General features: G+C 63.1%; 20 protein-coding genes and 1 pseudogene. 5 read left to right on the top strand and 16 right to left on the bottom strand.

The window, feature by feature from the left end:
* Positions 1–2: 2 nt before the first annotated feature.
* From mutY to SKZ59_RS14685, 3 genes are read left to right on the top strand one after another with little or no spacing between them, the layout of a single operon-like run.
* A complete protein-coding gene (gene mutY / locus SKZ59_RS14695; protein WP_413774555.1) occupies positions 3–1,166 on the top strand; it encodes an A/G-specific adenine glycosylase in 1,164 nt (387 codons plus the stop codon).
* The gene (locus tag SKZ59_RS14690) at positions 1,166–2,968 is read left to right on the top strand and encodes a PhnD/SsuA/transferrin family substrate-binding protein (protein ID WP_319992154.1); all 1,803 of its coding nucleotides are present in this window, start codon (positions 1,166–1,168) and stop codon (positions 2,966–2,968) included. Before mutY ends, SKZ59_RS14690 begins: the two co-directional genes overlap by 1 nt.
* A complete protein-coding gene (locus SKZ59_RS14685) occupies positions 2,965–3,579 on the top strand; it encodes a response regulator transcription factor (protein ID WP_319992153.1) in 615 nt (204 codons plus the stop codon). The genes SKZ59_RS14690 and SKZ59_RS14685 overlap by 4 nt, the downstream gene beginning before the upstream one ends.
* Positions 3,580–3,632: 53 nt before the next feature.
* Here SKZ59_RS14685 and SKZ59_RS14680 read toward each other — a convergent pair whose 3' ends face one another.
* From SKZ59_RS14680 to pilM, 10 genes and pseudogenes are all read right to left on the bottom strand, one after another.
* Positions 3,633–6,854, bottom strand: coding sequence for a molybdopterin dinucleotide binding domain-containing protein (locus SKZ59_RS14680; protein WP_319992152.1), 3,222 nt, complete (start codon positions 6,852–6,854; stop codon positions 3,633–3,635).
* A 10-nt stretch (positions 6,855–6,864) separates the two neighbouring features.
* Positions 6,865–7,971, bottom strand: coding sequence for an NrfD/PsrC family molybdoenzyme membrane anchor subunit (nrfD, locus tag SKZ59_RS14675; protein ID WP_319992151.1), 1,107 nt, complete (start codon positions 7,969–7,971; stop codon positions 6,865–6,867).
* Positions 7,972–7,974: 3 nt separating this feature from the next.
* Positions 7,975–8,685 (bottom strand): sulfate reduction electron transfer complex DsrMKJOP subunit DsrO, encoded by a 711-nt coding sequence (dsrO, locus tag SKZ59_RS14670; RefSeq protein ID WP_319992150.1) that lies wholly within the window; start codon positions 8,683–8,685, stop codon positions 7,975–7,977.
* Between the two features lie 243 nt (positions 8,686–8,928).
* Positions 8,929–10,107: a deoxyguanosinetriphosphate triphosphohydrolase gene (locus SKZ59_RS14665; protein ID WP_413774554.1), complete on the bottom strand. Its 1,179-nt coding sequence runs from the start codon at positions 10,105–10,107 to the stop codon at positions 8,929–8,931.
* Positions 10,067–11,686: a bifunctional shikimate kinase/3-dehydroquinate synthase AroKB gene (gene aroKB, locus SKZ59_RS14660; RefSeq protein ID WP_413774553.1), complete on the bottom strand. Its 1,620-nt coding sequence runs from the start codon at positions 11,684–11,686 to the stop codon at positions 10,067–10,069. The genes SKZ59_RS14665 and aroKB overlap by 41 nt, the downstream gene beginning before the upstream one ends.
* Before the next feature lie 39 nt (positions 11,687–11,725).
* A complete protein-coding gene (locus tag SKZ59_RS14655) occupies positions 11,726–13,903 on the bottom strand; it encodes an Ig-like domain-containing protein (protein ID WP_319992147.1) in 2,178 nt (725 codons plus the stop codon).
* Positions 13,904–14,015: 112 nt separating this feature from the next.
* Positions 14,016–15,341 (bottom strand): annotated as a pseudogene (locus tag SKZ59_RS14650) (type IV pilus secretin PilQ); the annotation flags it as partial.
* Positions 15,342–15,433: 92 nt separating this feature from the next.
* A complete protein-coding gene (locus SKZ59_RS14645) occupies positions 15,434–16,465 on the bottom strand; it encodes a pilus assembly protein PilP (RefSeq protein WP_319992146.1) in 1,032 nt (343 codons plus the stop codon).
* Positions 16,466–16,480: 15 nt separating this feature from the next.
* The gene (locus SKZ59_RS14640; protein ID WP_319992145.1) at positions 16,481–17,041 is read right to left on the bottom strand and encodes a PilN domain-containing protein; all 561 of its coding nucleotides are present in this window, start codon (positions 17,039–17,041) and stop codon (positions 16,481–16,483) included.
* On the bottom strand, positions 17,038–17,670 hold the full coding sequence (gene pilM / locus SKZ59_RS14635) for a pilus assembly protein PilM (protein ID WP_319992144.1): 633 nt from the start codon (positions 17,668–17,670) through the stop codon (positions 17,038–17,040). Before pilM ends, SKZ59_RS14640 begins: the two co-directional genes overlap by 4 nt.
* 303 nt (positions 17,671–17,973) lie before the next feature.
* Between pilM and SKZ59_RS14630 the strand changes: the two genes are divergently transcribed.
* Positions 17,974–20,319 carry a penicillin-binding protein 1A gene (locus SKZ59_RS14630; RefSeq protein ID WP_319992143.1) on the top strand — a complete coding sequence of 782 codons (2,346 nt, stop codon included), beginning with the start codon at positions 17,974–17,976 and terminating at the stop codon, positions 20,317–20,319.
* A 66-nt stretch (positions 20,320–20,385) separates the two neighbouring features.
* On the opposite strand, the gene cyaY is transcribed toward SKZ59_RS14630, so the two are convergent.
* Positions 20,386–20,715, bottom strand: a complete 330-nt coding sequence (cyaY, locus tag SKZ59_RS14625) for an iron donor protein CyaY (RefSeq protein WP_035824041.1) — start codon at positions 20,713–20,715, stop codon at positions 20,386–20,388.
* 40 nt (positions 20,716–20,755) lie between these two features.
* Here cyaY and lptM point away from each other — a divergent pair, with 40 nt between their 5' ends.
* On the top strand, positions 20,756–20,938 hold the full coding sequence (gene lptM, locus SKZ59_RS14620) for an LPS translocon maturation chaperone LptM (protein WP_034753244.1): 183 nt from the start codon (positions 20,756–20,758) through the stop codon (positions 20,936–20,938).
* On the opposite strand, the gene SKZ59_RS14615 is transcribed toward lptM, so the two are convergent.
* The 5 genes from SKZ59_RS14615 to SKZ59_RS14595 all read right to left on the bottom strand — a co-directional run bounded on the left by SKZ59_RS14615 (position 20,935) and on the right by SKZ59_RS14595 (position 26,816).
* The gene (locus SKZ59_RS14615; protein ID WP_319992142.1) at positions 20,935–21,588 is read right to left on the bottom strand and encodes a protein-methionine-sulfoxide reductase heme-binding subunit MsrQ; all 654 of its coding nucleotides are present in this window, start codon (positions 21,586–21,588) and stop codon (positions 20,935–20,937) included. The two genes, lptM and SKZ59_RS14615, sit on opposite strands and share 4 nt — an antisense overlap.
* A 9-nt stretch (positions 21,589–21,597) precedes the next feature.
* The gene (gene msrP / locus SKZ59_RS14610) at positions 21,598–22,575 is read right to left on the bottom strand and encodes a protein-methionine-sulfoxide reductase catalytic subunit MsrP (RefSeq protein WP_034753241.1); all 978 of its coding nucleotides are present in this window, start codon (positions 22,573–22,575) and stop codon (positions 21,598–21,600) included.
* A gap of 72 nt (positions 22,576–22,647) precedes the next feature.
* Positions 22,648–23,799, bottom strand: coding sequence for a c-type cytochrome biogenesis protein CcsB (gene ccsB / locus SKZ59_RS14605; protein WP_034753239.1), 1,152 nt, complete (start codon positions 23,797–23,799; stop codon positions 22,648–22,650).
* Between the two features lie 64 nt (positions 23,800–23,863).
* Positions 23,864–25,960, bottom strand: coding sequence for a cytochrome c biogenesis protein ResB (locus tag SKZ59_RS14600; protein ID WP_319992141.1), 2,097 nt, complete (start codon positions 25,958–25,960; stop codon positions 23,864–23,866).
* Positions 25,961–26,144: 184 nt separating this feature from the next.
* Positions 26,145–26,816, bottom strand: a complete 672-nt coding sequence (locus SKZ59_RS14595; protein ID WP_035824033.1) for a c-type cytochrome — start codon at positions 26,814–26,816, stop codon at positions 26,145–26,147.
* Between the last annotated feature and the right edge of the window lie 146 nt (positions 26,817–26,962).

Raw genomic sequence — 26,962 nt, 5'->3', positions numbered from 1 at the left:
GCATGAAACGTTTGCTGCATCCGCTCTCGCCCGCCACGGGCATGGCACCTTTTGAAGATTATGTCGACCCGACTTTTTCCGCCACCGTCATCGCCTGGCAAAAGCAGCATGGCCGCCACGCGCTGCCCTGGCAAAACACGCGCGACGCCTACCTGATCTGGCTGTCCGAAATCATGCTGCAGCAAACGCAGGTCACCGCCGTGCTCGGCTACTACGCGCGCTTCCTCGAACGCTTCCCCACCCTGCACGACCTCGCTAGCGCGCCCGTCGAAGACGTGATGGCGCAGTGGAGCGGCCTTGGCTACTACACGCGGGCGCGCAACCTGCACAAGTGCGCGCAGCGCGTGGTGGCCGAATACGACGGCGTGTTCCCCAGCGACCCGGCCCTGCTGGCCGACCTGCCAGGCATCGGCCGCTCGACGGCCGCCGCCATCTCCGCGTTTTCCAGCGGCACGCGCGCTGCCATCATGGATGGCAATGTCAAGCGCGTGTTCGCGCGCACGTTCGGCATCGATGCCTATCCCGGCGAAAAACGGGTCGAGGAAGCCATGTGGCGCCGCGCCGAAGCGCTGCTGCCTGAAACGGGCATCGAAGCCTACACGCAGGGCCTGATGGACTTTGGCGCCACCCTGTGCACGCGCAGCAGCCCCGATTGCGGCCGCTGCCCCTTGCAGCCGCGCTGCGTGGCCTACGCCACCGATCGGGTTAAAGACTTACCTGTGCGCAAACCGAAGAAAACCAGCCCGGAAAAACACGCCGTCATGCTCGTCATCATCGACGATGGCCAGGTGCTGCTGGAACAGCGTCCCGGTTCGGGCATCTGGGGCGGCTTGCTGTCCTTGCCCGAACTCGATGGCCACGTGCTGGCCGATGAAGACTCGCCACGCGACATCGACCAGCAGGCACTGGCGCGCGCCGTGGCGCCGTTCGGCGAAATCGAATCACAGGAACGGCTGCTGCCCATCGTCCACGTCTTCACCCACTACAAGCTGCACATCGTCCCCTGCCGCATCACCGTGGCGCGCCGTCTGGCGCTGGCAGGAGAAGCGACGCACGTCTGGTACGACGGCGCGAAAATCGCCGATGCGCCGCTGCCCGCCCCGATCAAGAAACTGCTGCTGGACCTGTTCGGCGATGCGCGTTCGGCGCAGCGCAGCATGTTCTAGTGCGCAGGCTTGCCGTACTGACGCTGGCGATCCTGTTCTCGCCAGTGCATGCCGACACGGCGCTGCCGGAAGTGAGAATAGGCGTACTCGCCTACAAGGGCGGCGACGCCGTGCAGCAGGACTGGTCGTACGTGACGCGCCACCTGCAGGCCAGCATTCCCGGCATCCGTTTCATCCTGGCCGACTACGACCAGGCGGGCCTGACGCGCGCCGTGCAAACGCAGGCGATCGCCTTCGCCATCACCAGCAGCGGCCACTACGTGGCGCTCGAACACAGCGACGGCGCCAGCCGCATCGCCACCCTGGAATCACCATGGACGGACTCGCCGCGCCAGGCCATCGGCTCGGCCATCGTCGTGCGCAGCGCGTCGCCGCTGCATGACCTGGCCGACCTGGCGGGAAAGAATGTGATGGCCGTGGCGCCCGACGCCTTTGGCGGCTACCAGATCGCCGCGCGCGAACTGCGCGAAGCGGGCATCGATCCCGCGCACGATTTTGCCAGCCTGCGCTACAGCGGTTTTCCCTCGCAGCAGATCGTCGACGCCGTGCGGTCGGGGCACATGGATGCGGGCATCGTGCGCACCTGCCTGCTGGAACAGATGGTGGCGCGCGGCGAAGTGCGCGCCGAGGAACTGCGCGTGATCACCACGCGCCCGATACCCGGCTTTCGCTGCGCCAGCTCGTCGCGCCTGTATCCGGACTGGCCCTTCGTGGCCCTGCGCCAGACGCCGCCCGCGCTGGCGAAAAAAGTGGCGCAAGCCCTGCTGGCCATGCCGCGCACCGATGAAGGCTACAGCTGGACGGTGCCCAGCGATTACCAGATCGTCGATGAACTGTTCCGCGACTTGCACATCGGCCCCTACGCCTATCTGGACAAGCTGACGTTCGAGACGGCGCTGCGCCGCTACTGGGGCTGGATGCTGCTGGTGCTGGCCCTACTTATTGCCTGGGCCGTGCACACGGTGCGCGTGGAATACCTGGTCAGCCGGCGCACGGAGCAATTGCGCGCGGCCCAGCACCAGCAGCGCGCGCTGGAAGAACAGGCGCGCCAGCGCCAGGCCACGCTCGACCACACGGCGCGCCTGGCGATCCTGGGCGAAATGGCCAGCGCCATCGCGCACGAATTGAACCAGCCGCTGGCGGCCATCGGCAATTTCGCGCGCGGCATGGCGCGCCGCATCACGGCGGGCCGGCTCGACGCGGCGCCCCTGCTCGACGGCGCGCAGGAAATCGCCACGCAAAGCGAACGCGCGGGCGCCATCATCCGCCACATCCGCACGATGGCGCAAAAACGTCCCGCGCACAGCACGGCCTTCGCCCTGGCCGACGCCGTCGAGCAAGCCGTATCGCTGTTCCGCGCCGCCCATCCGCACGCGCATATCAGCTGGAACCACGAAGGCAGCAATCTTGACGCGCGCGTGCTGGCCGACCCGCAGCAAGTGCAGCAGGTGCTGCTCAATCTGCTGAAAAATGCGCTCGATGCGCAGGTGGAAAACGGCAATCCGCAGCATCCGATCGGCGTGCTGCTGCACCGCGAAAACGGCGCCTGCACGGTAGCCGTGCGCGACGCGGGATGCGGCCTGCCGGCAGCGCAGATGGCGCGATTGTTCGAACCGTTCTTTACCACCAAAGCCGAAGGCCTGGGACTGGGCATGTCACTCAGCAAAAGCATCATCGAATCGTTCGGCGGCAGCCTGTCGGCGCACGCCAACGCTGATGCGCCAGGCTTGACGGTCTGGTTCCGGCTCCCTGAAGATACGCATATGGAAGCGCACAAGGAAATGCAAGAGGAAACACCATGAATGAAAGCGATGCCATCATCTTTGTCGTCGATGACGATGCCGCCATGCGCCGCTCGCTGGCCTATCTGTTCGATTCGGCCGGCTGGCAAGTGCAGACGTTCGAGTCGGCGCGCGATTTCCTGCAGCGCTATGAGGGCCATGCGCCCGGCTGCTTGCTGCTCGACGTGCGCATGCCTTTGATGAGCGGGCTGGAATTGCAGCAGGAACTATCACGCCACGCGATCGCGCTGCCCGTGATTTTCCTCAGCGGCCACGGCGACCTGGCCATGGCCGTGCAGACGATGAAGGCAGGCGCCTGCGATTTTCTGGAAAAGCCATGCAAGGACCAGGTGCTACTGGACGCCGTCTCGCGCGCCGTGGCCCGCAGCGTGGAAGAAAGCCGCAGCGCCGCCAGCACAAATACGGCACAGGCAGCATTGGCGACATTGACGGCACGCGAACGCGAAGTGGCGCTGCTGATGGCCGAAGGCAAAGCATCGAAAGTCATCGCCCGCGAACTGGGCATCAGCGACAAGACGGTGCAGGTGCACCGCCATAACACGATGGGAAAACTGGGCCTGCATTCAGCAGCCGAGGTGGCCCGGCTGCTGATGGCGGGTGGGGCGATTTAGGCTGTCTGTCGGATTACGCTACGCTAATCCGACCTACCAACTAGTGGACAAATCTAAGTCCGCACGATACGCGCCGGCAGTCCCTGCCGCACCGACGTGCCCGAGACGGGATCGACAAACACGTTCTTGTCGCCGCGGCTCGGATCCGTCAAGCCCAGGTCGTTCAAGTTGATGCCCGCGCCGATGGCCGGTTCATCGGGCTGGCGCGACTTGCCGATGCGGTGGGCGCGCGCGCCGTGCTCCTTGTGGCCGAAACCGTGCTCGATGGCGATCACGCCGCGCTGCACGCCGTGGCGCAGCATCACCGTCGCCCGGGCCTTGCCGCCCGGCGTTTCCAGGTAAATCACGTCGCCATTTTGCAGCTTCAAGCGGGCCGCGTCGTCAGGGTGCACGGCGACCGGGTTGTCGGGATGGATGCCGCGCAAGCGCCGCGCGCCGATGCTGTACGAGTTTTGCAACGCCGACTTAAAACTGATCAACTCGAACGGCCATTCGCTGGCCGGATAGGTTTTACGCACGGGCGTGCCATCGGCAAACGCCGCCACTCTCCACGCGGGCGTACCAGGGAAACGCTTGCCGCTCAAGCTGTTCTTGCTCACACCCAGGCCCTCGTTGTATAGCATCATCGGTTTCAGATAACGGTGCGTGGACCAGTCCTGCGGATACGGCGTCTCGTCGGTCACGGGCACAGGAGCAGCCGGCGCCTTGGCATTCGCCGGTGGCGGCAGGCGCAGGCCGAACATCTCGCCATAGCTCTGGTAGCGCCCTCCCCGCGCCAGCATGAAGGCCACCTTGCGCCACTCTTCCGGCTTCAGGGTACGTTCCAGCTCGGGACGGATGCGCGCTACGCCGGACAGGTCGATGTCGTCGTCGCTCGCGTCAGGCACGGACGTTTTTCCCTGCCAGGCGATGTTGGCGCCGCCGCGCAGATACCAGTCTTCCGCGCGCTGCAGGGGAAAGCGCTGGCCATCCATGTCCTGCAAGGCGTCCGGGCCGAAGCCGGGCAAGGCCATCGTTTTGGCCAGCGCGATGAAGAACGATTCCATGCAGATGGTCTGGCCGTCCGGTGTCTTTTGCACGCGCGGTTCGACCACGGGCCAGCGCGCCGTGCTCATTTTGACGGGCATGCCGCCCCAGGCGCCAGCCCAGCCCCAGCTTTCATACAGCAAGGTATCGGGCAGCAGGTAGTCGGCAAAGGCCGAGCTTTCATTGATGAAGGGGTCGATGGCGACGATCAGGGGAATCTTCTTCGGATCGGCCAGCTCCTTGCCGATCTGCGCGCGCAAGCCCGTGATGCCGTAGACGGGATTGCAGCTCCACAGTATCAGCGCCTTCAAAGTATAGGGATAGCCGTTCATGGCGCTGGTGAGCCATTCGGTGGCCAGCGCGGGCGCGTTCGGATACCACGGCGCCCTGGCCGGATAAGCCTTGCCCGCTTCTTTCTTCAGCTTGAATTCCGAGGTTTTTTCATACGGCACATTGCGTCCGATCGGCATGCCGGCCGCCTTGATCTCGCCGTCGAAACTCTCGAGGTTATAGCGCGGACCGGGTCCCGCATCCTTGAAGCTGCCGCCATTGACGAGGGTGCCGCCCTTGCGGTTCAAATTGCCGATCAGGGTATTGAGCATGACCAGCGCATAGGCGTTATAGAAACCGGCGCCCGACATCATGCCGCCGTGCGCATTGACGGCCGCGCGCTTGCCATGGCTGGTCAGTTCCTGCGCCAGGCCTTCGATGATGTCGCGCCCGATGCCGCAGGCGGCCGAATACTCGCCCATGCTGTGGCGCTGCGCTTCTTCGTTGAGCATCGTCATCGCCGTCTTCAGGTGCAGCGGCGCGCCGGCCACGTCCAGCGGGCCGTCGAAGAACAGGCGTGCCTCGCCCTTGGCGGCATTGTGCGGCACGATCGCTTGCGTGGCGGCGTCGATCACGCAGAAGGCGTCGCCATCCTTGTAGCGCTCTTCTTCCGCCAGCTCCACCGCACCGATGTCCGACGCGCGCAGGTAGCGGCCATCGCGCGGATGGCCCTTTTCGTTGATGATCAGATGCGTGGCGTTGCACCAGGCGGCCTCGCCCGCCGCTTCCGCCACCTTCAGGTTCGGCTGCACGAGGAAGTTGCGGTCATAGCGTTCGTGCTCGATGATCCAGCGGATCATGGCCATGGCCAGCGCGCCGTCCGTGCCCGGCTTGATCGGCACCCAGCGGCTGCGGTCGCCCGCGGCCAGGCTGTCCGCATTCGTCAGCACGGGATCGACGACGACGTAGCTGAATTCGCGCTTGCCCGAACGGGCTTTCGCGATCAGGGTGCCCTGGCGCTTGAACGGATTGCCCGCATTACCCGGCGCCGTGCCGACGAAAATGCAGAACTCCGTGTTTTCCAGGTCCACTTTCGCATGCGGCATTTTCTTCATGTCGCCGAACATGGCGCCCGAGCCGCTGCGGTAGGCGCCGCCGCAATACGAGCCGTGGTTGACCAGGTTTAAGCTGCCGTACGACTGCTTGAAAAAGCGCGTGCCAAACGCCAGACGGCCATCGTCCGTGCTGCACATCAGGCCCACCTGGTTTACTTGCGGGCCCAGTTCCGGCTGCGCCGGATCGATCGGCTTTTCCAGCTCGCGCAAGGCGCGCAAGCCCTGTACGTGGCCTTCGCCAAACAGGTCGCCGCCTTCCGTCACTTCCTTGACCAGTTGATCGAAAGCGATCGGCTCCCACTGGCCGCCGCCGCGCGGGCCCACGCGCTTCATGGGCGCCAGCACGCGGAACGGCGACTCCATCTGTTCCAGCACGCCGTTGCCCCGGCCGCAAGCCGTCGAGCGGCCTTTCAAGCCCTTTTCCTGGAAGCGCGACAGCGACACGAAGCTGTCGCGTATCGAGGTTTGATATGGCAGCGCAGGGTCGGCCGACAGAGGGCTGTACGGATTGCCCGCCACGCGCAAGACCTTGCCGCTTTTTTTATCGAGGCGCACGCGCACGCCGCAAAACGTGGTGCAGCCCATGCACATGGTGTAGCTGACCTGCTGGTCCGGATTGACGGTCAGCTTGCCCGTGGCCGTGTCGACGGAAAACTCGGGCGGCAGCGAATTGCCGTGCAGTTTCTGCACAGGTTTATCTTTACCCAGCGCGTGGTCAACCATGCGGCCGGCCGTCGTGGAAAAGCTGGCGGCAAACGCGGCCAGGCCACCGCCGATGGCGCCATAGCGCAGCAGCTTGCGGCGTTTTTCATTGTCGTCTTCAGGGACGTCGTTGCGGTCGTCGTTGTTTGTGCGTTCGTTCATTTCTAACTCCTCAGTGCATGGCCATGGCGGGACGGTTGCGCAGCATGCGTCCGGCCCATGGCAAAAATTCCAGCATCAGCAACAGCAGCGCGATCCACAGGCCGGCCGTGCCGATAATCCCCATCAAGCCGTCGTTCCCCATCGGCAGGTGGTAGTCGTACAGGCCCGCGCCCGTTTTCGGGATCGTCTGGCCGCCGATGAAGATCGTCCAGCGCATCATCCAGGCGCTATGCAGCGCGATCAGGCCGTTGACCAGGCCACTGCTGGCAGGGCGCCAGATGGCCAGGGCCATCGGCACGATGGACGACAGCACGGCCCAGACGGCCGTGAACTGCCATTGCGGCATGCCGGCCACCTGGGTAAAGGCCATGCTGTGACTGGCGCTCACGCCGGAGAGACTGACGAACAGCCAGCCGCCGCCCAGCGCCAGCACCAGCGCCAGCGACAGGGCCAGCGCGCGGTTCAGCGATACTTCCAGCGCCTGCTCGCGGCCCGGCAGGAAGCGGTTGAACAGCAGCGCCAGGCCCACGGCGCCAACAAAGGCCGTGGCCGCAAATTGCGCCGGCAGGAAGGGCGTGAACCACAGCGGACGGGCACGCACCACCATCACTTCCATGCCCGTGTACAGGCCCACCACGAAGGCGGCCAGAAAGGTGAAGGCGGCGGCGCTGACGATGGCCTTGCGCGATGCGGCGCCACCGCGCCCCAGCAGGCGATAGGCAAAGGCAAGTCGGTCATGTCCCTGCCCTCGCGTGGCAAAATCCACCCGCAGCGCCAGCCACGCGTACAGCATCAGGCAACCCAGATACAGGGGAATAAAGAACGAGCCCCACGACATCCACGATTGCGGCTGGAAGTAGATATAGAAATGGTAGAAGCGGCCCGGCCCGTGCAGGTCGGCCAGCAGCGCCACGGGCGCCGTCATGCCGCACACGAGGGACGCCAGCAGCGCGATGCGCCCCAGGCGTTCATACGCCTTGCGGCCGAAAACAAAATACGGCAAGGTCAGCATGAAGCTGCCGTAACTGAGGCCGATGAGGAAAAAATACTGCACCGCCCACGGCAGCCATGCCGCTTCGCGCGTGACGTTGACAATTTCGGTGATGTGGCTGTCCATGGTTTATTTCCCGTGTTTGCTCGGTTGCCAAAGAGTCGCTTCGCCTTCGACGTGGCCGGCGAAGCGCGTGTCCAGTCCCAAATAAAATACGTGGGGCTGGGTGCCCTGCTCGGGTTTGAGCACCTTCACCTTGTTCTCGGTGAGCAGCTGGTGCACCAGGCTTTCCGGGTCATTGAGGTCGCCGAAGATGCGCGCGCCGCCCACGCAGGTTTCCACGCAGGCCGGCAGCAGGCCTTCGTCGACGCGGTGCGCGCAGAACGTACATTTGTCGGCCTTGCCCGTTTCGTGGTTGATGAAGCGCGCGTCGTAAGGACACGCCTGCACGCAGTAGGCGCAGCCCACGCAGCGGTCGCCATCGACAACGACGACGCCATCCTTGCGCTGGAAGGTGGCGCCCACGGGACAGACGGGAATGCAGGGGGGATTGGCGCAGTGGTTGCACAGGCGCGGCAGCATGTAGGTGCCGCAGCGGTTCTCTTCCCTCACTTCATAGGTGGAGACGACGGTGCGGAAGCTGTTTTCCGGTACGGCGTTTTCCATGATGCAGGAGACCGTGCAAGCCTGGCAGCCGATGCACTTCTGCACATCGACCACCATCGCCCAACGCTGGCCGCCTTCGCCCTTGGTGGCCGCCGTGCTTGGCAGCGGCGCGATGGCCGCACCGATGGTTACGGCTGGCAAGGCGCGCAAGAAACTGCGGCGCGATTCAATCATGACACTCTCCTTGACTATGGGCGGCAAGCCCTTGTTGACTTGCTGCCATGATAGAAAAGAAGGTGCTGCGGGGGTATTGGGGTGATAGTGCGGGGACCTAGTTGATCATGCCAATTGACAGGATCGACAATGCGGAGTAGGTCGGATTCCCCCATGACCGCTTGCATTGGTAGGTCGGGTTAGCCGGAACGGCGTAACCCGACATGCAGCGCCGCGCGGGCAGGTCAGTGCCCGCAGGGACCGTTACAACTCGTCGAGCGAATACAGCCGGCGATGCTCGCGGATCGCGTAGCGGTCCGTCATGCCGGCGATGTAGTCGGCGATCTTGCGCGCCTGCTGCGTGACGTCGCCATCCTTGAGCTGGTAGTCGGGCGGCAGCAGGGCCGGTTCGGCCATGAAGCTGTCGTACAGTTCGCGCACGATGCGGCTGGCCTTTACGCGCATGCGGTTGACCTGGTAGTGGCGATACAGGTTCGCCCGTAAAAAGCGTTTCAGGTCCGTCGCATCCTTGCGCATGGCGTCCGAAAAACGGATCAGCGGGGCACTGGCGCGCACTTCGTTCACGTCGCGTGGCGCGGCATCGGCAATCAGGCTGGTCGAGGTGACGATCAGATCGTCGGCCAGGGCCGTGATCAGGCGGCGCAGGGTTTCATAGATGGCGCGCCGGCCCGACAGGCCGGGGAACGCCTGCTGCACGTCGCGCCACAGGCGGCCGAAGAATTCCACCTCTTCCAGCTGCGCGATGGTGATCAGGCCGGAACGCAGGCCGTCATCGATATCGTGGCTGTTGTAGGCTATTTCATCGGCCAGGTTGGTCAGCTGCGCTTCCAGGGTCGGTTGCGTGCGGTCGATGAAGCGCTGCGCCACGGGACCCAGTTCGCGCGCATGCGTCAGCGAGCAGTGTTTCAAGATGCCTTCGCGCGTCTCGAACATCAGGTTCAAGCCATCGAAGGCGCCGTAGTGCTCTTCCAGCGTGTCGACCACGCGCAGGCTTTGCAGGTTGTGCTCGAAGCCGCCATGCTCCTGCATGCATTCATTGAGCACGTCCTGGCCCACGTGGCCGAACGGCGTGTGGCCCAGGTCATGCGCGAGCGCGATGGCTTCCACCAGGTCTTCATTGAGGCGCAGGTTGCGCGCGATCGAGCGCCCGACCTGCGCCACTTCCAGGCTGTGCGTCAGGCGCGTGCGGAACAGGTCTCCCTCGTGGTTGAGGAAGACCTGCGTCTTGTATTCGAGGCGGCGGAAGGCCGAGGAATGGATGATGCGGTCGCGGTCGCGCTGGAACTGGCTGCGCGAGGCGTGCGGCGCCTCGGCAAAACGACGTCCCTGCCCCTGTGCCGAATGGGCTGCATAGGGAGCGAGGAAGTCTTCGGGCAGCATGTTATTGCACTCCGGCGGCCAGGGTGGCCAGCACCAGCTCATGCGGCGCGGACGTGATGTTCGGGCTGCCCAGCGGTTGCAACAGGATGAACTTGATGGCGCCGCCCTCGTTCTTCTTGTCGACCTCCATCAATTCCAGCCAGCGCTCGACACCGAGGTCCGGCGCCTTGACCGGCAGGCCGGCGGCGGCGACGAGTTTGCGCACGCGCTCGACGGCAGCCTGGTCGATATAGCCCATGCGGCACGACAGATCGGCCGCCATGACCATGCCGCAGCCGACGGCTTCGCCGTGCAGCCAGTGGCCGTAACCGAGGCCGGCCTCGATGGCGTGGCCGAAGGTGTGACCGAAATTCAGGATGGCGCGCAAGCCGCCTTCGCGCTCGTCCTGGCGCACCACGTCAGCCTTGATTTCGCACGAGCGGGCGATCGCATACGCGAGGGCGCCCTTGTCGCGCGCCATCAGCTTGGGCATGTTCGCCTCGATCCAGTCGAAGAAGGCCGCGTCGATGATGGCGCCATGCTTGATCACTTCGGCCAGGCCCGCCGACAGCTCGCGTGCCGGCAGGGTTTCCAGGGTCGAGGTATCGGCGATCACGGCGCGCGGCTGGTAGAAGGCGCCGATCATGTTCTTGCCCAGCGGGTGGTTGATGCCCGTCTTGCCGCCGACGGAGGAATCAACCTGCGCCAGCAGGGTGGTAGGCACCTGCACGAAGCCGATGCCGCGCATGTAGCTCGCTGCCGCATAGCCGGTCAGGTCGCCGATCACGCCGCCGCCCAGCGCCACCAGGGTGGTCTTGCGGTCGCATTTATTGGCCAGCAGCGCGTCGAAGATCTGCATCAGGCTGGCCCAGTTTTTATATTCTTCGCCATCCGGCAGGACGATGCTGATCACTTCGCGGCCGTCGCTGGCAAGCGCCGCCTGCAGGCGGCCCAGGTACAGCGGCGCGACGGTGGTATTGGTGACGATGGCCACCTTGTGGCCGCTGATATGGCGCAGCAGCGCGTCGGCGTCGGCCAGCAGGCCAGGACCGATGGCGATCGGATAACTGCGTTCGTCGAGGTCTACGCTCAACAACATTTTGGATTGCTCGTTCATCGAAGGCTCTGCATGAATGACGCAATTGGGCGAGGCCTCGCATTCGAGGCTGGCCAGCTGCATCAGGATGGTCTGAACCATCGATTGTACGTTAGGACGGCCCGTGTCGATCACAATGTCGGCCACTTCCATGTAATGGGGCTCGCGCTGCGCCGTCAATTCTTCGAGCTTCCGGCGCGGGTCGGCCGTCTGCAGCAGGGGACGGTTCTTGTCGTGGCTGGTGCGCGCGAGGATGTTGCTGACGCTGGCGCGCAGGTAGACGACCGTGCCCCGTTCCTTCAGGTAGGCGCGGCTGTCGGCGTTGAGGATGGCCCCGCCGCCCGTGGCCATGACGATACCTTGCTGGGCGCTCAGGTCGCGGATGACCTCGGCCTCGCGCCGGCGAAAGCTGGCCTCGCCCTCGATTTCAAAGATCCACGGGATGGTCGCTCCCGTGCGTGCTTCGATTTCGTGGTCGGAATCGACAAAGCGCAAGCCCAGCTTGCGGGCCAGGATGCGCCCGATCGTGGTTTTGCCTGCGCCCATGAGGCCTACTAAAAACAGATTTTGCATTTGCTGCGACAGTTAATTTGGATTACGACAATCAGTGGCTTGCCCATACGGACTAATGACGCCTGGCGGTGAAATATCCACGCGGTTAAAGTCCGTGGCCAGCCCCGGAAGCAAAGTGTAACCGACATAAGTTGCCTCCGTCCCGGAACTATTGCCGCGAATCGTCAATTCGACGTCCAGCCAGTGGGCCCTGTCACGCGGATAAGTCAGGGTGACGAGCGCCGTTCCCGAGCTGTCGGTCTTGCCGCCGGTCGACAGATTGAGCGGAATGCCCGGGTCCAGACGGCCATTCAGATTAAGGTCGTTATTCGGATTGAAGGTGCCGCTGCGGTCCCGGTCTTCATTGTCGCACTTCAACGCGGCTGCCACCACCCACGACTGGGCAGCCTGAGAGTATTGCAGATAACCCTTGTAATAATAGCGTGGCCAGGCGGCTGCCGTGATGATCACGTCCGGCACGGGGTTGCCGGCGGCGTCCGTCACAAACACGCTATACGTCTTGCGGTAGGTGCTGCTGTCGGAGGCATCCAGCGCGTTGCCGCTGCCGGCGCTGATGAACAGCGATTTTTTCGTCACCGTCAGCTTGACCGTGGCCGCATTGCTCGACACACCCTGCAGTTGCGCTTTGACAACGACGCCATCGACACCGGTGGTGCCCTGCCCCGCGATGTAGCTGACCGTGGCCACGCCATCGCTGTCGGTGGCAACCAGCGAAGGCGAACTCAGGGAACCATTGCTGGCATCGTTCTGGATCGAAAAGCTCACCTGTGCATTCTTGACCAGGTTGTTTTCCGCCGTGCCATCGCGCACGATGGCGCGCAAGGCGCTGCGTTGCGCCGTGCTGCCGGCCGTATTGGCGCCGATGACCGCCGGGTCGGCTTGCAGGCTGATCGTGGCCTGGGCCGTCAGTGGCGCAACGAACTCCACTTCCGACTGTACCGAGGCGCCGCTGTCTTCGTACTTCGCCGTGAGGGCGGTCAGGCCGGCGCCGCTGGCCTGTACGTAGGCGATGGCATTGCCGCCCACCAGCGCCAGCGGCGCCTGCAATGGCGTGCCGCAGGCGGCGTCCTGGTAGATGCCGCCGCGCGACGTACTGAAACGCACATTGCCCGTTTGTGGCACGCCAGCCACATCGCTATGCACCGTCACCGCATAGCAGGTGTTCGTGTTCAGGGTGGTCAAGGCAACATTGCCACCCGACACGGCATTGATCGTGAAGTTCGAAGCATTGATTGCAATTGGCAAGACGACGCTGTCACCCTGCGCCTTGACGCTGATGCTGTCGCTGCTGCCCGCCTGGGCGCTGTAGGTCAACACCAGCTGGCCGTTGTTGTCCGTCAGCGCGGGACTGGCGCCGCCGCCCTTGACCGTGATGGCATTGCTGCGGGCGCTGAATGTCACCGGTTTGCCAACGAGGGGATTGCCGCTCGAATCGACCAGCTTGACCACCATGTCGGTGCTCGTCTTCAGGTTCACCGTCGAAAAGGCACTGATGACCAGCCGGGTGCCGCTGACGCCGATGTCCGTGCTGGCCGTCTGCGCGCCTGCGCTGGCCGTGACCTTGATCGTGCGCAAGCTGGCGTCGCCCCCCGTATTCAGGCTGACCAGCGCCTGTCCCTGCGCATTGGTATTGACCTTTGTCGCACCCAGCGCGCCCGAATCGGCACTGAATGTCACACTGGCATTGGGCACGACGGCATTGTTGGCGTCTTTGACAAAGGCGATCATGTTGACGGCGGTACCGCCCGACGACGCCAGAGTGCCGCCGGAAGAGGTCAGCAGCAAGCTGGCAATACCCGAGGTGACAGGCACCACTTTCACCACCACGGGGGCCGACTCGACGCCGCCGCTGCTGGCCTTGATGGTAATGTCGCGCAAGCTCGCATCGCCCTTCACGCTGAGTTTTTCCGTCACCGTGCCATTCGCATCCGTCACGCGGTTGGTGTTGCTGATGGTGCCGGAACTGGCGGTGAAGGTCACCGTCTGGCCAGTCATGGCATTATTGCCGGGATTTTTCACCACTGCCGTCAGCACGACTTCCGTCCCGTCCGCGCCCGATGCCACAATCGTTGTTGCGCCAGCCACCAGTACCACGCTGCCGACACCGGCATTCGCGCCATCCTTGACACCCAGGGTCGGATCGCCGCCACCGCCGCCACATGCGGCCAGCAAGGCGCCCAGCGCCAGCAAGACCAGCCAATTCGATACCCGACTCCAATAAGTGTTGCCCCAAGATACATTCCGCATAGTCGCCATCAGTCCGCTTTCGTTTGCATTGTTACTTAAACGTAAAGATGTGACATTAACGTGTTGCTGGCCGATCTGCCACTATTTTCGGCGTAATAAACACCATTAGTTCCGTTTTTTCTTGACTGCGGCCCGTGCTGCGGAAAAAAACACCGAGCACGGGAATGTCGCCAAGAATCGGCACCTTGCTGTCCGTGCCCCGTTCGGATTGCTGATAAATACCGCCCAGCACCACCGTGCCGCCATCTTCCACCATCACTTGCGTGCGCACGTGCTTGGTGTCGATGGCGAAGCCGGAACGGGTTTCCTGGCCCACGCTATCCTTGTTGACGTCCACTTCCAGCACCACGTTGCCATCCGGCGTGATCTGCGGCGTCACTTCCAGGCGCAAATTCGCCTTGCGGAACGTGATCGACGTGGCGCCGCTGCTGGTGGCCACCTGGTACGGCAGCTCGATGCCCTGCTCGATCAGCGCCAGCACCTTGTCGGCCGTCACCACGCGGGGGCTGGAAATGATCTTGCCCCGGCCGTCCGCTTCCAGCGCGGACAATTCCAGGTTCAGGAAGCGGTTGGCGGCCGCTGAAAACAGGCTCAGGGCGAAGCTGGCCGGCTGCAAGCCATTGATGCTGGCGGCCGGCAAGTTGACGAATTGCGTGTTCGGCACGAAAGCGCCGCTGCCGGCCACCGTTTGCCCCGTCGCCTCGCCCACGCCCTGGTAGCTGCCGCCGATGGCCGCGCGGCGCCCGCTGCCGCCCAGGGAAAAGCCTGGCAGCTGGCCTGCCGCCAGGCGCTGGTCTGTAAAACCCAGGCGCGCGCCCAGGTTGCGGCTGAAACTGTCGTTCGCCTCGACGATGCGCGCCTCGATCATTACTTGGCGCGTTGGAATATCCGTCTTGGCGATCAGCTGGCGGATCTGTTCCAGGCGCGCCGGCACGTCGGTGACGAACAGCTGATTCGTGCGCGGCTCGATCAGCACGCTGCCACGGCGCGACAGCAGCCGGCTGCGCCCTTCCCCCGCGTCCAGGCCGAACACGGTGCGGAACGCTTCGGCCTTCTGGTAATTGAGCTGGAAGATGGCTGACTGCAACGGTTCAAGTTCCGCGATCTGCGCGCGCTGTTCCAGTTCCAGCTTTTCGCGCGCAAGGATTTCCTCGCGCGGCGCGATCCACAGCACGTTGCCGTTGCGCCGCATGTCCAGGCCCTTGGCCTGCAGCAGCACGTCGAGCGCCTGGTCCCACGGCAAGTCGCGCAGGCGCACGGTCACATTGCCCGCCACGCTGTCGCTGGCGATGATGTTTTGCCCCGACGCATCGGCCAGGATGTGCAGGGCCGCGCGCACGCCCACGTTCTGGAAATCGACGGAGATTTTGTCGCCCGCATACAGGCGCGGCGCCGTCACTTGCACCACGGCTTCCTGGGCAAGGCCGCCGGCATGCAGGCACAGCATCACGGCCAGGAGCATGCGGTGCGGCCTCATGGCGCCGCCTCGGGCAGGCTGGCCTTCGGAGCAGCCCCCGCCACCTGCAAGGCCAGGCTGCCGCGCCGCTCGCGCCATCCGCCTCCCCAGTCCTGCAGCAGCTCCTTGTATTGCAGCGCCTGTTCACTGATTTGCGTGACCTGGCCGTGGTCCGGTCCCAGATATTGCCCCACCGCCACCCGGTACACGCGCTGGCCCGCCAGCAGCAATGCGCACAGGCGCCCATCCTGTTGCACGCTGCCAACCATGCTGATGGCCGGCAAGGCCACGCTTTCCAGCGGTTCGCGCATTCGCCGCGGGTCCGGCCCCGCCACGCCACCCTGCTGACTGGGCGCGGGCGGCAAGGCGTTAAAAGGATCAGCCAGGGCGGCGGCCTCGTAGGGATGCGGCGCGACAGCGGCAAGCGGACGCCAAGTTGGTGTCACTGCGGGCGCGCCCGCCTTGGGTGCCAATACCGCTTGCGCCGCCAGCTCCCCCGCTTCGGGCAAGCGATACGCTTGCAGCACGGCATCGAGGGTCAGCAAGCGGTCCTTGCCGAGGGTCAGGGCCAGCGCATGCACGGTGACGATGCGCGGCAGGCGCGCCAGGTCCGCCAGCAGCGCGCCCATGGCGTGATAGCCGCCGCGCAGCTGTATGGCGATCGGCAAGGCGACATACGGCGCTTGCGGCCGCGCAGCACCCGGCTTGAACAGTGAAAATTGCAATCCACGCGCCTGGCCGGCGGCGTTAATGTCCGTCAACAGCGCCGCCATTGCTTGCTGGTCCGGCAATTGCTGTTCCAGCAGGGCCAGTTCGGCGCCGGCCTGGCGCTGCTCTGCACGCCACTGCGGCAACTGCTTCGCCCTGGCCTGCGCCGCCAGATAATCGGTGCGCAAGCGGCCCTCCTCGCCTTGCGCCGCCTGCACGGCGGCAATCAGTCCAGCCAGCCACACGGCGTGCAGCAGCGCGGCCACCAGCGTACCGGCCAGGGCGGCGCAAGCGAGGCGCGCCGGTAGCGGCCACAGCGACGCGGTCTTCAAGCTCAGCATGATCAACCTCCACGACTAAGATTGCCCAGCGGGTGCCAAAGCCAGCCGTATCGTCCATTCCACGGCGCCATCGGCCACGCCGCGCACCTCCAGCACTTCCGGGCGGGACCAGGGCGCGGCCTGCTCCAGCGCCAACAGCAATGCCGCGACCTTGTCCTGCGACACGGCCTGCCCTTGCAGGCGCACCATCGCCGTTTCCTGACGCACACTGTGCAAGGCCACGCCAGCCGGCATCGCCTGGGCCAGGGCCGCCAGCATGCGCACCCAGGCATTGCGCTGCTCTTGCAGACTGGCAATGGCCTGCTGGCGCAGCAGCAGCGCCGCCGTCTCGCCCTGCACCCGCTTGCCCGCGGCGAGGACGGCATTGACTTGCTGCATGCGATGGCGCCAACCGTCCTGCCGGCGCAGCTGCGCGTCGAGCTGCTGCTGCAGCCAGGCGCCCGCCGCCAGGGCCAGCAGCAATCCCAGCAACGCCCCGCCGGCCAGTTGCCACAGCAGCCACTGAATGCGCTTGCGGCGTGCCGCCTGGCGATATGGCAAAAGGTTGATACACGGCACTTTCGCCACAGTCTTCATCGGGCGTACCGGTGCATGGCCAGCCCCCAGGCCAACTGGTACGCCACGCCACCATCGGACAAGGCTTGCCAGCCGCCCTGCGCGAGCGCCGCCTGCAAGGCCAGCGCCTCGCTATCCATGATGACCGGCGTCAACCCGGCCGCCTTGGCCGCATCGAGACGGTGCTGCACGCTGGCGCGCCGCGCCGCCACCAGCAGCACGTCGATCTCGCTGCCGGTCTGGCCGGCAAGCGGCGGCGCGGGGCCGAGCATGACAAAATCCAGACTGGCGTCTTCCAGCGGAAACGGCATGTATTGCGCCGCTTCCAGTTCCACGAGGATTTCCAGCTGCTCCTCCGGCAATCCGGCAGGCAGGCGGATCGCATGCGTGATCAGGGCCGTGGCCGGCATGGCCAGCGCCACGCGGGTGCAGCCGCTGCCACTGTCGCGATAAGCCTGGCGCACGGCATCGGCCAGGCCCTGCAGATCTTCGATATTGCCTTCAAACATCACTCCTGCGGCCAGCGCAGAACTGCCGTAATGGCGGCACGACAGTTTCCCCCGCCGGCGCCTCAACTCGACCACGCGCACGGCATCGTCCGCCATGTCGACGCCCAGCAAGCCCGTGCCAAGAAAACTGCTGATGGACATGTTTTTCATAGAGAAAAGTCAGCGTGGAAGGAGGTCCTGCCATCCGAAAGCCTAGTCCCGGCAGCGCTGGCTTGTAAATGGATTTCACGCTGGAGTCTGCGGCGCGCGGCGCCTATCTGGCAGGGCCGTGATCTGGCGCAGGATAATTGTTACCAAATCCTGGTTGCCAGCGGGCCAATACACGCTTATATAGAGTATCGGCAAGTTTCGACTGTCTCCCCCGGCAAGCGCCACAGCGCGCTGCCACCCCGGCAAGCTCGCTTATAATTGACCGGCATAAATTTACTGAAAGACATGACACGCATGACATCTTCAAAATCCGCTGGCAACGCTGGCTCGAAACCGCCCGAGAAGGGCAGCAAACCCAAACGCTTTCTGCTGATGGCCCTGGTATCGTTCCTGGGCCTGGGCGTCGTCGGCGTGCTGCTGGTGGTATTCGGCCTGGCCATGGCGTATCCGAACCTGCCCGCGCTCGATACCCTGACCGATTACAAGCCGAAAATGCCGCTGCGGATTTTCACCTCCGACAGCGTGCTGATCGGCGAGTTCGGCGAAGAGCGGCGCAACATGGTGCACATCAAGGATATTCCCGATGTCATGAAGAAAGCCGTGCTGGCCATCGAAGATGACCGCTTCTATGAACATGGCGGCGTCGATTACCTGGGCATCACGCGCGCGGCCCTGCACAACCTGACGGGCGGCGCCAAGCAAGGCGCCTCGACCATCACGCAGCAGGTGGCACGCAATTTCTTCCTGTCCAGCGAACAGACCTTGAAACGCAAGGCGTATGAAGTCTTGCTGGCCTGGAAGATCGAGAAAAACCTCAGCAAGGACCAGATCCTGGAAGTGTATATGAACCAGATTTATCTGGGACAGCGCGCCTACGGCTTCGCCTCGGCCGCGCAAATCTATTTCGGCAAGAATATCCAGGACCTGACCGTGGCCGAAGCGGCCATGCTGGCCGGCTTGCCGAAGGCGCCGTCGGCCTACAACCCCGTCGTCAATCCGAAACGCGCGCGCATGCGCCAGCAATACATCCTGCAGCGCATGGCGCAGCTGGGCTACATCACGCCAGAGCAATACACGGAAGCCAAGAATGAAGAGCTGAAAGTGAAAACCGACAGCAGCGCCTTTGGCGTGCACGCGGAATACGTGTCGGAAATGGCGCGCCAGCTCGTCTACGAACAATTCAAGGAAGACACGTATACGCGCGGCCTGAACGTCTACACCACCATTACCAAGGCCGACCAGGACGCCGCCTACATCGCCTTGCGCAAGGGCGTGATGGATTACGAGAAACGCCACGGCTACCGCGGTCCGGAAGCCTATATCGAGATTCCGAAAACCAAGGCCGAAGCCGATGACGCGATCGAGACGGAACTGGCCGACCACCCGGACAGCGACGACATCATCGCCGCCATGGTGCTGCAGGCCTCGCCAAAATCGCTGCAGGCCGTCACCTCGGCCGGCGAGGAAATCACCATTACCGGCCCCGGCCTGACCTTCGGCGCGGCCTGGCTGTCGGAAAAAGCGGCGCCGAACCGCCGCATCAAGCGCGGCGCCGTGATCCGCGTCATGCAAGAAGGCAACGCCTGGGTCTTGACGCAGATGCCGGAAGTGCAATCGGCGTTCGTCTCGGCCAGCACCACCGACGGCGCCATCCGCGCCATGGTGGGCGGCTTCGATTACAACCGCAACAAGTTCAACCACGTCACGCAGGCGTGGCGCCAGCCCGGCTCGGCCTTCAAGCCCTTCATCTATTCCGCTTCGCTGGAGCGGGGCCTGTCGCCGGCCACCATCATCAACGATGCGCCGATCTCGTTCGACGCGGGCCAGACGGGCGGCCAGGCATGGGAACCGAAGAACTACGACAGCAAATACGATGGCCCGATGACCATGCGCAAGGGCTTGATGAAATCGAAAAACATGATTTCCATCCGCATCCTGCACAAGATCGGCGCCAAGTATGGCCAGGAATACGCGACGCGCTTCGGCTTTGACGCGGACAAGAACCCGCCATACCTGACCCTGGCCCTGGGCGCCGGCAACGTGACGCCGCTGCAGATGGCGGGCGCCTATGCCGTGTTCGCCAATGGCGGCTACAAGGTCAACCCCTACCTGATCGCCAAGGTCACCGATAGCGATGGCAATGTGTTGTCGCAAGCCAAGCCGGACCTCGCGGGCGAGGAAGCCAACCGGGTCATCGACGAGCGCAATGCCTTCATGATGAACAGCATGCTCAACGACGTCGTGCGCTTCGGCACGGCCAATAAAGCCATGGCCCTGAAGCGTCCCGACCTGGCCGGCAAGACGGGCACGACCAACGATTCCATCGACGCGTGGTTTGCCGGCTACCAGGCCAAGCTGGTCGGTATCGCCTGGATCGGCTACGACCAGCCGCGCAACCTGGGCAACCGCGAAACGGGCGGCGGCCTGGCCTTGCCGATCTGGATCAGCTACATGGCGAAAGCTCTGAAAAGCATTCCCGTCGAGGAACGCGCCGTGCCGGAAGGCCTGATCCACGTGGGCGACGAGTACTACTATGCGGAAAATCCACCGGGCACGGGCGTAGGCAGCCTGGAAGGCGCGGCGCGCGGCACGCCGGAGGAAGAAAAGGCGAAAGAAGCCGTGAAGAACGAGTTGTTTTAAACGGTAATCATGCAAAAAGGGCAGCCTGCAAAGGCTGCCCTTTTTTTATTGCCACGGCAGTCAGAATTACTTCAGGACCACCGGCGCGCCCGCCTGCTCGCTGGCCATGGCCGACAGGGCCGCGAACAGTTCGGAGCCGTCGCGCGTGTTGATCCACTCGTCGCCCACGCGCTTATAGTGGAAACCGCCGGAACGGGCGGCCACCCACATTTCGCGCATGGGGGCCTGGCTGTTGACGATGATTTTCGTGCCGTTGTCGATGAACTCGATTTCCAGCACATTGCCGCTGCGGCTGCATTCGACGTCGAGCACGTCTTCATCGTTCAGCCGGTCCAGCGCCGCCTCGATCTGGGTCAGGGTGGCTTCGGCCAGGGCCAGGAATTCCGATTCGCTCATGCTACACTCCAAAGATCTTAATCAAACCGTGATTCTAATCGTGAAGTCATCCTCAGCGTTTTATATCGGCACCGCCATTGTGGTTTCTAGCGTCCTGGCCGGCTGCGGCCAGACCGGCCCCCTGTACCTGCCCAAGCCACCCGCGGCCAAAGGCGCGCCAGCCAAAGGCCCCGTCGAACCGGCGCCCGTGCCGCCGCCACCGGTGATCGTGCCGGCAACCTAAGCCGAGCGTGCCGGGGTGGCAGCCTTGGCCGCCCTGGCGCTTTTCTCCCGCTTGCTCCAGGCGAAATAAACGCGGATTACCAGCAATAGCGCGACGATGCTGCCGAACAGGATCGGTTGCGCGAAATTATTCTTGCCCGCCTTCATCCACCAGAAGTGCAAGATGCCCAGCGGCGCGATGATGTAGATCAGCCGGTGCAGCCACTGCCAGCGCTTGCCACCCAGTCGCTTCACCATGCCGTTCGTGCTCGTCACGGCCAGCGGAATGAGCAGCACGAAAGCGATAAAGCCTACCGTGATGAACGGGCGCTTGAGCACGTCCTTCCACATTTCCTGCACATCGAAAAAGTGATCGAACCATAAAAACGTGGTGAAGTGCAGCGCCGCGTAGAAAAAGGCGAACAGGCCCAGCATGCGCCGCAGCTTGATCAGCCAATTCCACTGCGTGAAGCGGCGCAAGGGCGTCACCGCCAGGCTGATGCACAGGAAATACAGGGTCCAGTCGCCCGTGCCGCGCGTGATGAATTCCAGCGGCTCCACCAGCTGCCCCGTGTACGTCAGCCAGACCATGCGTGCAAACGGCAGCAGCGCCAGCAAAAAGATCAGGCTTTTCAGCAGCGACAACTGCCTGGCTGTGGGATTGAGGACCATGGTCTTTCCTTAAAAGAATTTCTTCAGATCCATGCCCGCGTACAGGGAAGCGACATCGTTGTAGCCGTTGAACATCAAGGTCTTGCGCTTGCGCGCGAGAAAACCGTCTTCGCCGATGCGCCGCTCGGAAGCTTGCGACCAGCGCGGATGATCGACGTTCGGATTCACGTTCGAGTAAAACCCGTATTCGGACGGCGCCGACAGGTTCCAGGACGTGCGCGGCTGTTCTTTGACGAAGCGGATCTTGACGATGGATTTGGCTGACTTGAAACCATATTTCCACGGCAAGACCATGCGCACGGGCGCGCCGTTCTGGTTCGGCAAGGTTTCGCCATACATGCCCAGGGTCAGCAGCGCCAGCGGATGGTTCGCTTCATCGATGCGCAAGCCTTCCGTATAGGGCCACTGCAGCACGCGGCTGCCCACGCCCGGCATTTGCTTCTTGTCGGCCAGGGTGATGAATTCCACGTACTTGGCATTGCCCGTCGGCTCGACCTTCTTGATGATTTCCGAGAAGGAATAGCCAACCCAAGGGATGACCATCGACCAGCCTTCCACGCAGCGCAGCCGGTAGACGCGCTCTTCCAGCGGCGCCAGCTTCAGCAGCGCGTCGAGGTCCAGGGTCATCGGCTTCTTGACTTCGCCTTCGATGCTGACCGTCCACGGCCGCGTGCGCAAGGTGCCCGCGTTTTGCGCCGGATCGCTCTTGTCCGTGCCGAATTCGTAGAAATTGTTGTAGCTGGTGGCGTCTTTATAGGCCGTCTGCTTGTCCAGCGCGGAATAGGCGGGATTGAGCTTGGCAGCCAGCTTGGGATTGGTGCCTTGCGCGAACGCTTCGCGGCTGGCCATTTCCAGCAAGGCCGCACTGGACACGGAGCCCAGCGCCACTTGCTTGATGAAGCTGCGGCGCGATTCAAACACGGCACGCGGCGTGATTTCGGAAGAATACGGCAACTCAATGCCGTTGGGACTGCGCTTGATCAACATGGCGGCTCCGGAAAAAGGTGATTGGATATACCTTACACCAGTTTTTCCGGGCCGTTCATGACGCTTCTGTCATTAAAGTTTGCCGTAAGAATGCAGGCCGGAAAGGAACATGTTGACGCCCAAGAAGGCGAATGTCGTCACCAGCAAGCCCACCAGCGCCCACCACGAGGCGACGCGGCCGCGCAAGCCCGTCATCAACCGCATGTGCAGCCAGGCTGCATAGTTGAGCCAGACGATCAGCGCCCACGTTTCTTTCGGATCCCACGACCAGTAGCCGCCCCATGCTTCGGCCGCCCACAGGGCGCCCAGGATGGTGGCTACCGTAAAGAAAGCGAAACCGACGGAAATAGCCTTGTACATGACGTCGTCGAGCACTTCCAGCGACGGCAAACGGTCGACCAGATAGCCGCTCGACTTGAGCAGATAGGCCGCCGCCACCATGGCCGACAGGGCGAACGTGCCGTAGCCGATGAAGTTGGCCGGCACGTGGATCTTCATCCACCAGCTTTGCAGGGCCGGCACCAGCGGCTGGATTTCAGCCGCGTCGCGCGTGACCGTGTACCACATCAGGAACACGACTGCCGCTGAAATGACCAGCATGACGAAGGCGCCCAGCTGGCGCGTCGCGTAATGCTGCTCGTAATACAGGTAGAACATGGCCGTGATCAGGGAAAACAGGATGAACACTTCATACAGGTTCGATACGGGGATGTGGCCCACGTCGGCGCCGATCAGGTAAGACTCGTACCAGCGCACCAGCATGCCCGTCAGGCCCAGCACGACGCCGGCCCAGCACAGCAGGGAACCGACGGACGAGCCGAATTCCGAGCGCGCCACCAGGCCGATCCAGTAGAACAGGGTCGACAGCACGAAAAGCGTGCCCATCCACAGGATGGCGGACTGGCTCGACAAGATGTATTTCAGGAAGAATTTCTGGTTCGCCATCTCCAGGTGGCCCGCATACAGCTCGATGGCGAACAGCGACAGCACGGCCGCCACGGGGATCAGCCAGCGCACGGGCTTCCAGTACCAGCCCAGCCACGCGAACGTGGGCGCGGCGGCCAGCAGGATGGCTTTTTCATAGATATCCATGAAGGCGCCAAAACGCATCAGGCCGAACAGGGAGGCGGCCAGCAAGCCGGCGCCATACAGCCAATCGATCAGGCTCAGGCGCTTGAAAAATCCTGGTTCCTGCGTATATATTTGCTTGTTTGCCAATTCCATCATTTTCTCCATTCCCGGCGGCGCTGCAGCGTCCCGAAACTCAGCCAATCCAACTCAGCGCAGCTTACGCCGATTGCGGCAGCTTTGCCTTCAAGTTCTCAAATTCTTTTTCAAAATCCAGGGTCTTGCGTTGCGTGCTCATGGCCATCAAGGCCTCGCTGCCGCCCTCGCCATCCTTGATCCACACCCACAGGCGGCGCTCGCGGATATAGAACATGGAAAATACGCCGATCACGAGGAACAGACAACCGAGGTAGACGACGCTCTTGCCCGGCGAACGCGTCACTTGCAGCACGGACGCCTTGATTTCCGTGAAGTCGTCGAGTTGCAGATACACGGGCGCGCCATAGAAGAAGCTGTCGGACAGCGCATTCGTCGCCAGTTGCAGGAAACGGCCATGCTTGTCATCGGCCTCGATGGCTTTCAAGCCATCCTGGGCACGCGCCGCCTGCCACAAGTCCCACAGGCTGCCATTCAAGATTTTCATGAAGATGTCGGCCGCTTTTTCTTGCTCAGCGGCAGGAATTTTCTCCAGGAAACGCGAAATGGCGAGGAAACCACCCTCTTGCCCATTGCCGGCAAAGATACCGAGGCTTTTCGCGGCCGATTCCTGCAACTGGCCGCGCAAGGCTTCCGCGTTCGCCTGCGGCATGGCGCGCGCCGCATAGCGCATGGCCGCCTGCTGGCGCAGCGCCGGATCTTGCAGTGCGGCACGCAAGCGCATCCATTCGTTCACGCTGTAGTTGTCATCGGCGGGAATGCGCAGATAGCTGAACGGGTCGCTGGGGTTGACGCGCATGCCGGCCAGGAACACCGTCGTGCCATCGACCGTGACGGGCTGCATGTAGTTCTGGTACTCGCGCGCCTGGCCTGTCTTGTCGCGCAATTTGTATTGCACCGAGGGGCCGACGTTCTTGAGATCCTTGTTGTTCGCGTTCTTCGCGGCCGAGCCGAGGCGCTTGTCCAGGCCGACGGAGAACTTCTCGTTGAAACTTTCCGCCTTGCTGACGGCGCGCACATCCTGGCCCGCGCTGAGGTTTTCCACGTTGAACGGACGGAAACCCGACCATTCCACTGTGTAGGAATTGCCATCGCTGCGCTCGAGCGGCGTGCTGCCGCCCACTTCGCCGCCGATATCGAAGCGTTTCGTCGTCTTGCCCGTCATGGGGAAACCCGTCAACTTGAGCTTGCTGCCGCCATCCTCAAAGCTGGACTGGTACAGGGCCAGGCCCTTGTACAGCAGCGGCTGGTTGACTTTGATAGTCGCTGGGAAACTTTTCCCTGTTTCATGATCGGTGACGACCACATCGCTGGCGAACAGCTTCGGCATGCCCGTGCTGTAGAAATCGATGTGGAATTTTTTCAGCAGGATGGTGATGGGCAGATCCTGGATCAGCACGCCGTCGGCCTGGGGAATGATGGCCGTGTTGCTCGACGAACCTTCCGGAATCATGGTATTGCCGCGGAACGTAGGATTCGACAGGCTCAAACGGTGCTGGGCGGGAATGTCGGCGATCACGCCGCTGCCGGCAAATGGCGTCTTGCCGAAGAACCACTGTTGCACACGGATCGGCATTTCCGAGTCGAGCAAGCCGCCCACGCAGATGATGACGATGGCGCCGTGGGCAAAGATATAGCCCCATTTATTGGCCGCGCCACGCTTGGCCGCCACCAGGGTGGCGTTGTCCTTCTCGACCACCTTGGCCGCATAGCCGGCGTCTTTCAGGCGCATCACCATCTGCTGGGCCAGCACGGCGCGCGGCAGCGGCACCTGCCATTCCAGCTTGTGGTGGAAATTGCGCAACGATTGCTCGCGCACGGTTTCGCGCCAGCTACGCATGTCCTTGAGCATCTTCGGCGCATTGCGCACGATGCACAGCGAGGTCGAGGCGACGAGGAAACCCATGATCACGAGGAACCACCAGGCCGAATACACGGAATACAGGCTCAGCTTGTCGAAAACGGCGAACCAGAACGGACCGAACTGGTTCACATAATTGGGCATGGGCTCGTTTTGCTTGAGCACGGTGCCGATGATCGATGCGACGGCGATCAGGGTCAGCAGGCTGATGGCAAAGCGCATCGACGAGACCAGCTCGACGAATTCAGCCAGGCTGCGGCGTTGGGTCTTTAACTCGATTCCGGTCGTGCCTGTGCTCATACGTGAATACTCATACGGGATATGCAATCTTCAAGAAAATGTGGCATGGAGCAGATAGTTTCTCCGCGCAAGGCGGCAGCATACTCCTGTTTGGCCCCTGCCATGAAAAAGGGCAGCCCGTTGAGACGGCCGCCCTTGTTCACGCGCGCTGCTGCGCCTGGCAATCTCTTGCCACTATGAAAACTTACTTCAGGCCGGCAATATAATCGGCCACGGCGGCGATCTCGTCATCCGACATGCGGGCGGCGATGGTGTGCATTTCCGCGCTGTTCTTGCGGGCATCGGCCTTGGTGCTGCGGAACATCGTCAACTGGGCCACCGTGTAATCCTGGTGCTGGCCGGCGATGCGCGGATACTGGACGGGAATGCCATTGCCCGTCGCGCCATGACAGCTGGCGCAGGCGGCAACTTGCTTGGAAGCAATGCCGCCACGGTAGATTTTCTTGCCCAGGTCAATCGTGTCCTTGTTTTTCGCGGCACCCGGCTTGGACAGCTGCGTGCCCAGGTAGGCGGCGATATTCTTCTTGTCGGCGTCGCTGAGCATCTTCGCGTACGTCGTCATGACGGGCTGGTTGCGCTGCGGCGTCGTGAAATCGACGAGTTGCTTGTAGATATAGCTTTCGTGCTGGCCGGCCAGCTTCGGATTAACCGTGATGGTCGAATTGCCGGCCGCGCCATGGCAGGAGACGCAGGCAGGCAGGCCGCGCGCCGCATCGCCATCGGCGTACAGGGTAGCGCCCTTGGCAGCGTCAGCCTTGACGGCCGGTTTCGGTGCTTCGACCGCAGAGGCAGTTGCCGATACAGCCAGCAAAGCGAGCAGCATGGATTTGAACAACGGTGAAAACGCACGATTCATTCAGGCACCCTGAGACAGTGAGAAATTAGTGGTGGACATTGCCGCGCCCTTGGATTTTTGCTTTATTTTCAGGGCCGCAAGCCGCATCGCTGCTACGCCGGCAACAATAAACAACCCCTTATTGTACAATAGCTTCTTGGCGTTAT

The sequence above is a fragment of the Janthinobacterium sp. GMG2 genome (assembly GCF_033949445.1).
In the GTDB taxonomy this organism is placed as follows: domain Bacteria; phylum Pseudomonadota; class Gammaproteobacteria; order Burkholderiales; family Burkholderiaceae_D; genus Janthinobacterium; species Janthinobacterium aestuarii.
Note: the sequence above shows the minus strand (reverse complement) of the source record. Positions and strands in the feature narration are given on the sequence as shown.

What these genes read in the sequence shown, in the direction of transcription:
- mutY (WP_413774555.1), top strand. Translation starts at nt 3, where the DNA reads ATGAAACGTTTGCTGCATCCGCTCTCGCCCGCCACGGGCATGGCACCT.
- SKZ59_RS14685 (WP_319992153.1), top strand. Translation starts at nt 2,965, where the DNA reads ATGAATGAAAGCGATGCCATCATCTTTGTCGTCGATGACGATGCCGCC.
- SKZ59_RS14680 (WP_319992152.1), bottom strand. Translation starts at nt 6,854, where the DNA reads ATGAACGAACGCACAAACAACGACGACCGCAACGACGTCCCTGAAGAC.
- nrfD (WP_319992151.1), bottom strand. Translation starts at nt 7,971, where the DNA reads ATGGACAGCCACATCACCGAAATTGTCAACGTCACGCGCGAAGCGGCA.
- dsrO (WP_319992150.1), bottom strand. Translation starts at nt 8,685, where the DNA reads ATGATTGAATCGCGCCGCAGTTTCTTGCGCGCCTTGCCAGCCGTAACC.
- SKZ59_RS14665 (WP_413774554.1), bottom strand. Translation starts at nt 10,107, where the DNA reads ATGAGCTGGTGCTGGCCACCCTGGCCGCCGGAGTGCAATAACATGCTG.
- aroKB (WP_413774553.1), bottom strand. Translation starts at nt 11,686, where the DNA reads ATGGGCGCAGGCAAAACCACGATCGGGCGCATCCTGGCCCGCAAGCTG.
- SKZ59_RS14645 (WP_319992146.1), bottom strand. Translation starts at nt 16,465, where the DNA reads ATGCTGAGCTTGAAGACCGCGTCGCTGTGGCCGCTACCGGCGCGCCTC.
- SKZ59_RS14640 (WP_319992145.1), bottom strand. Translation starts at nt 17,041, where the DNA reads ATGAAGACTGTGGCGAAAGTGCCGTGTATCAACCTTTTGCCATATCGC.
- pilM (WP_319992144.1), bottom strand. Translation starts at nt 17,670, where the DNA reads ATGTCCATCAGCAGTTTTCTTGGCACGGGCTTGCTGGGCGTCGACATG.
- SKZ59_RS14630 (WP_319992143.1), top strand. Translation starts at nt 17,974, where the DNA reads ATGACATCTTCAAAATCCGCTGGCAACGCTGGCTCGAAACCGCCCGAG.
- cyaY (WP_035824041.1), bottom strand. Translation starts at nt 20,715, where the DNA reads ATGAGCGAATCGGAATTCCTGGCCCTGGCCGAAGCCACCCTGACCCAG.
- SKZ59_RS14615 (WP_319992142.1), bottom strand. Translation starts at nt 21,588, where the DNA reads ATGGTCCTCAATCCCACAGCCAGGCAGTTGTCGCTGCTGAAAAGCCTG.
- msrP (WP_034753241.1), bottom strand. Translation starts at nt 22,575, where the DNA reads ATGTTGATCAAGCGCAGTCCCAACGGCATTGAGTTGCCGTATTCTTCC.
- ccsB (WP_034753239.1), bottom strand. Translation starts at nt 23,799, where the DNA reads ATGGAATTGGCAAACAAGCAAATATATACGCAGGAACCAGGATTTTTC.
- SKZ59_RS14600 (WP_319992141.1), bottom strand. Translation starts at nt 25,960, where the DNA reads ATGAGCACAGGCACGACCGGAATCGAGTTAAAGACCCAACGCCGCAGC.
- SKZ59_RS14595 (WP_035824033.1), bottom strand. Translation starts at nt 26,816, where the DNA reads ATGAATCGTGCGTTTTCACCGTTGTTCAAATCCATGCTGCTCGCTTTG.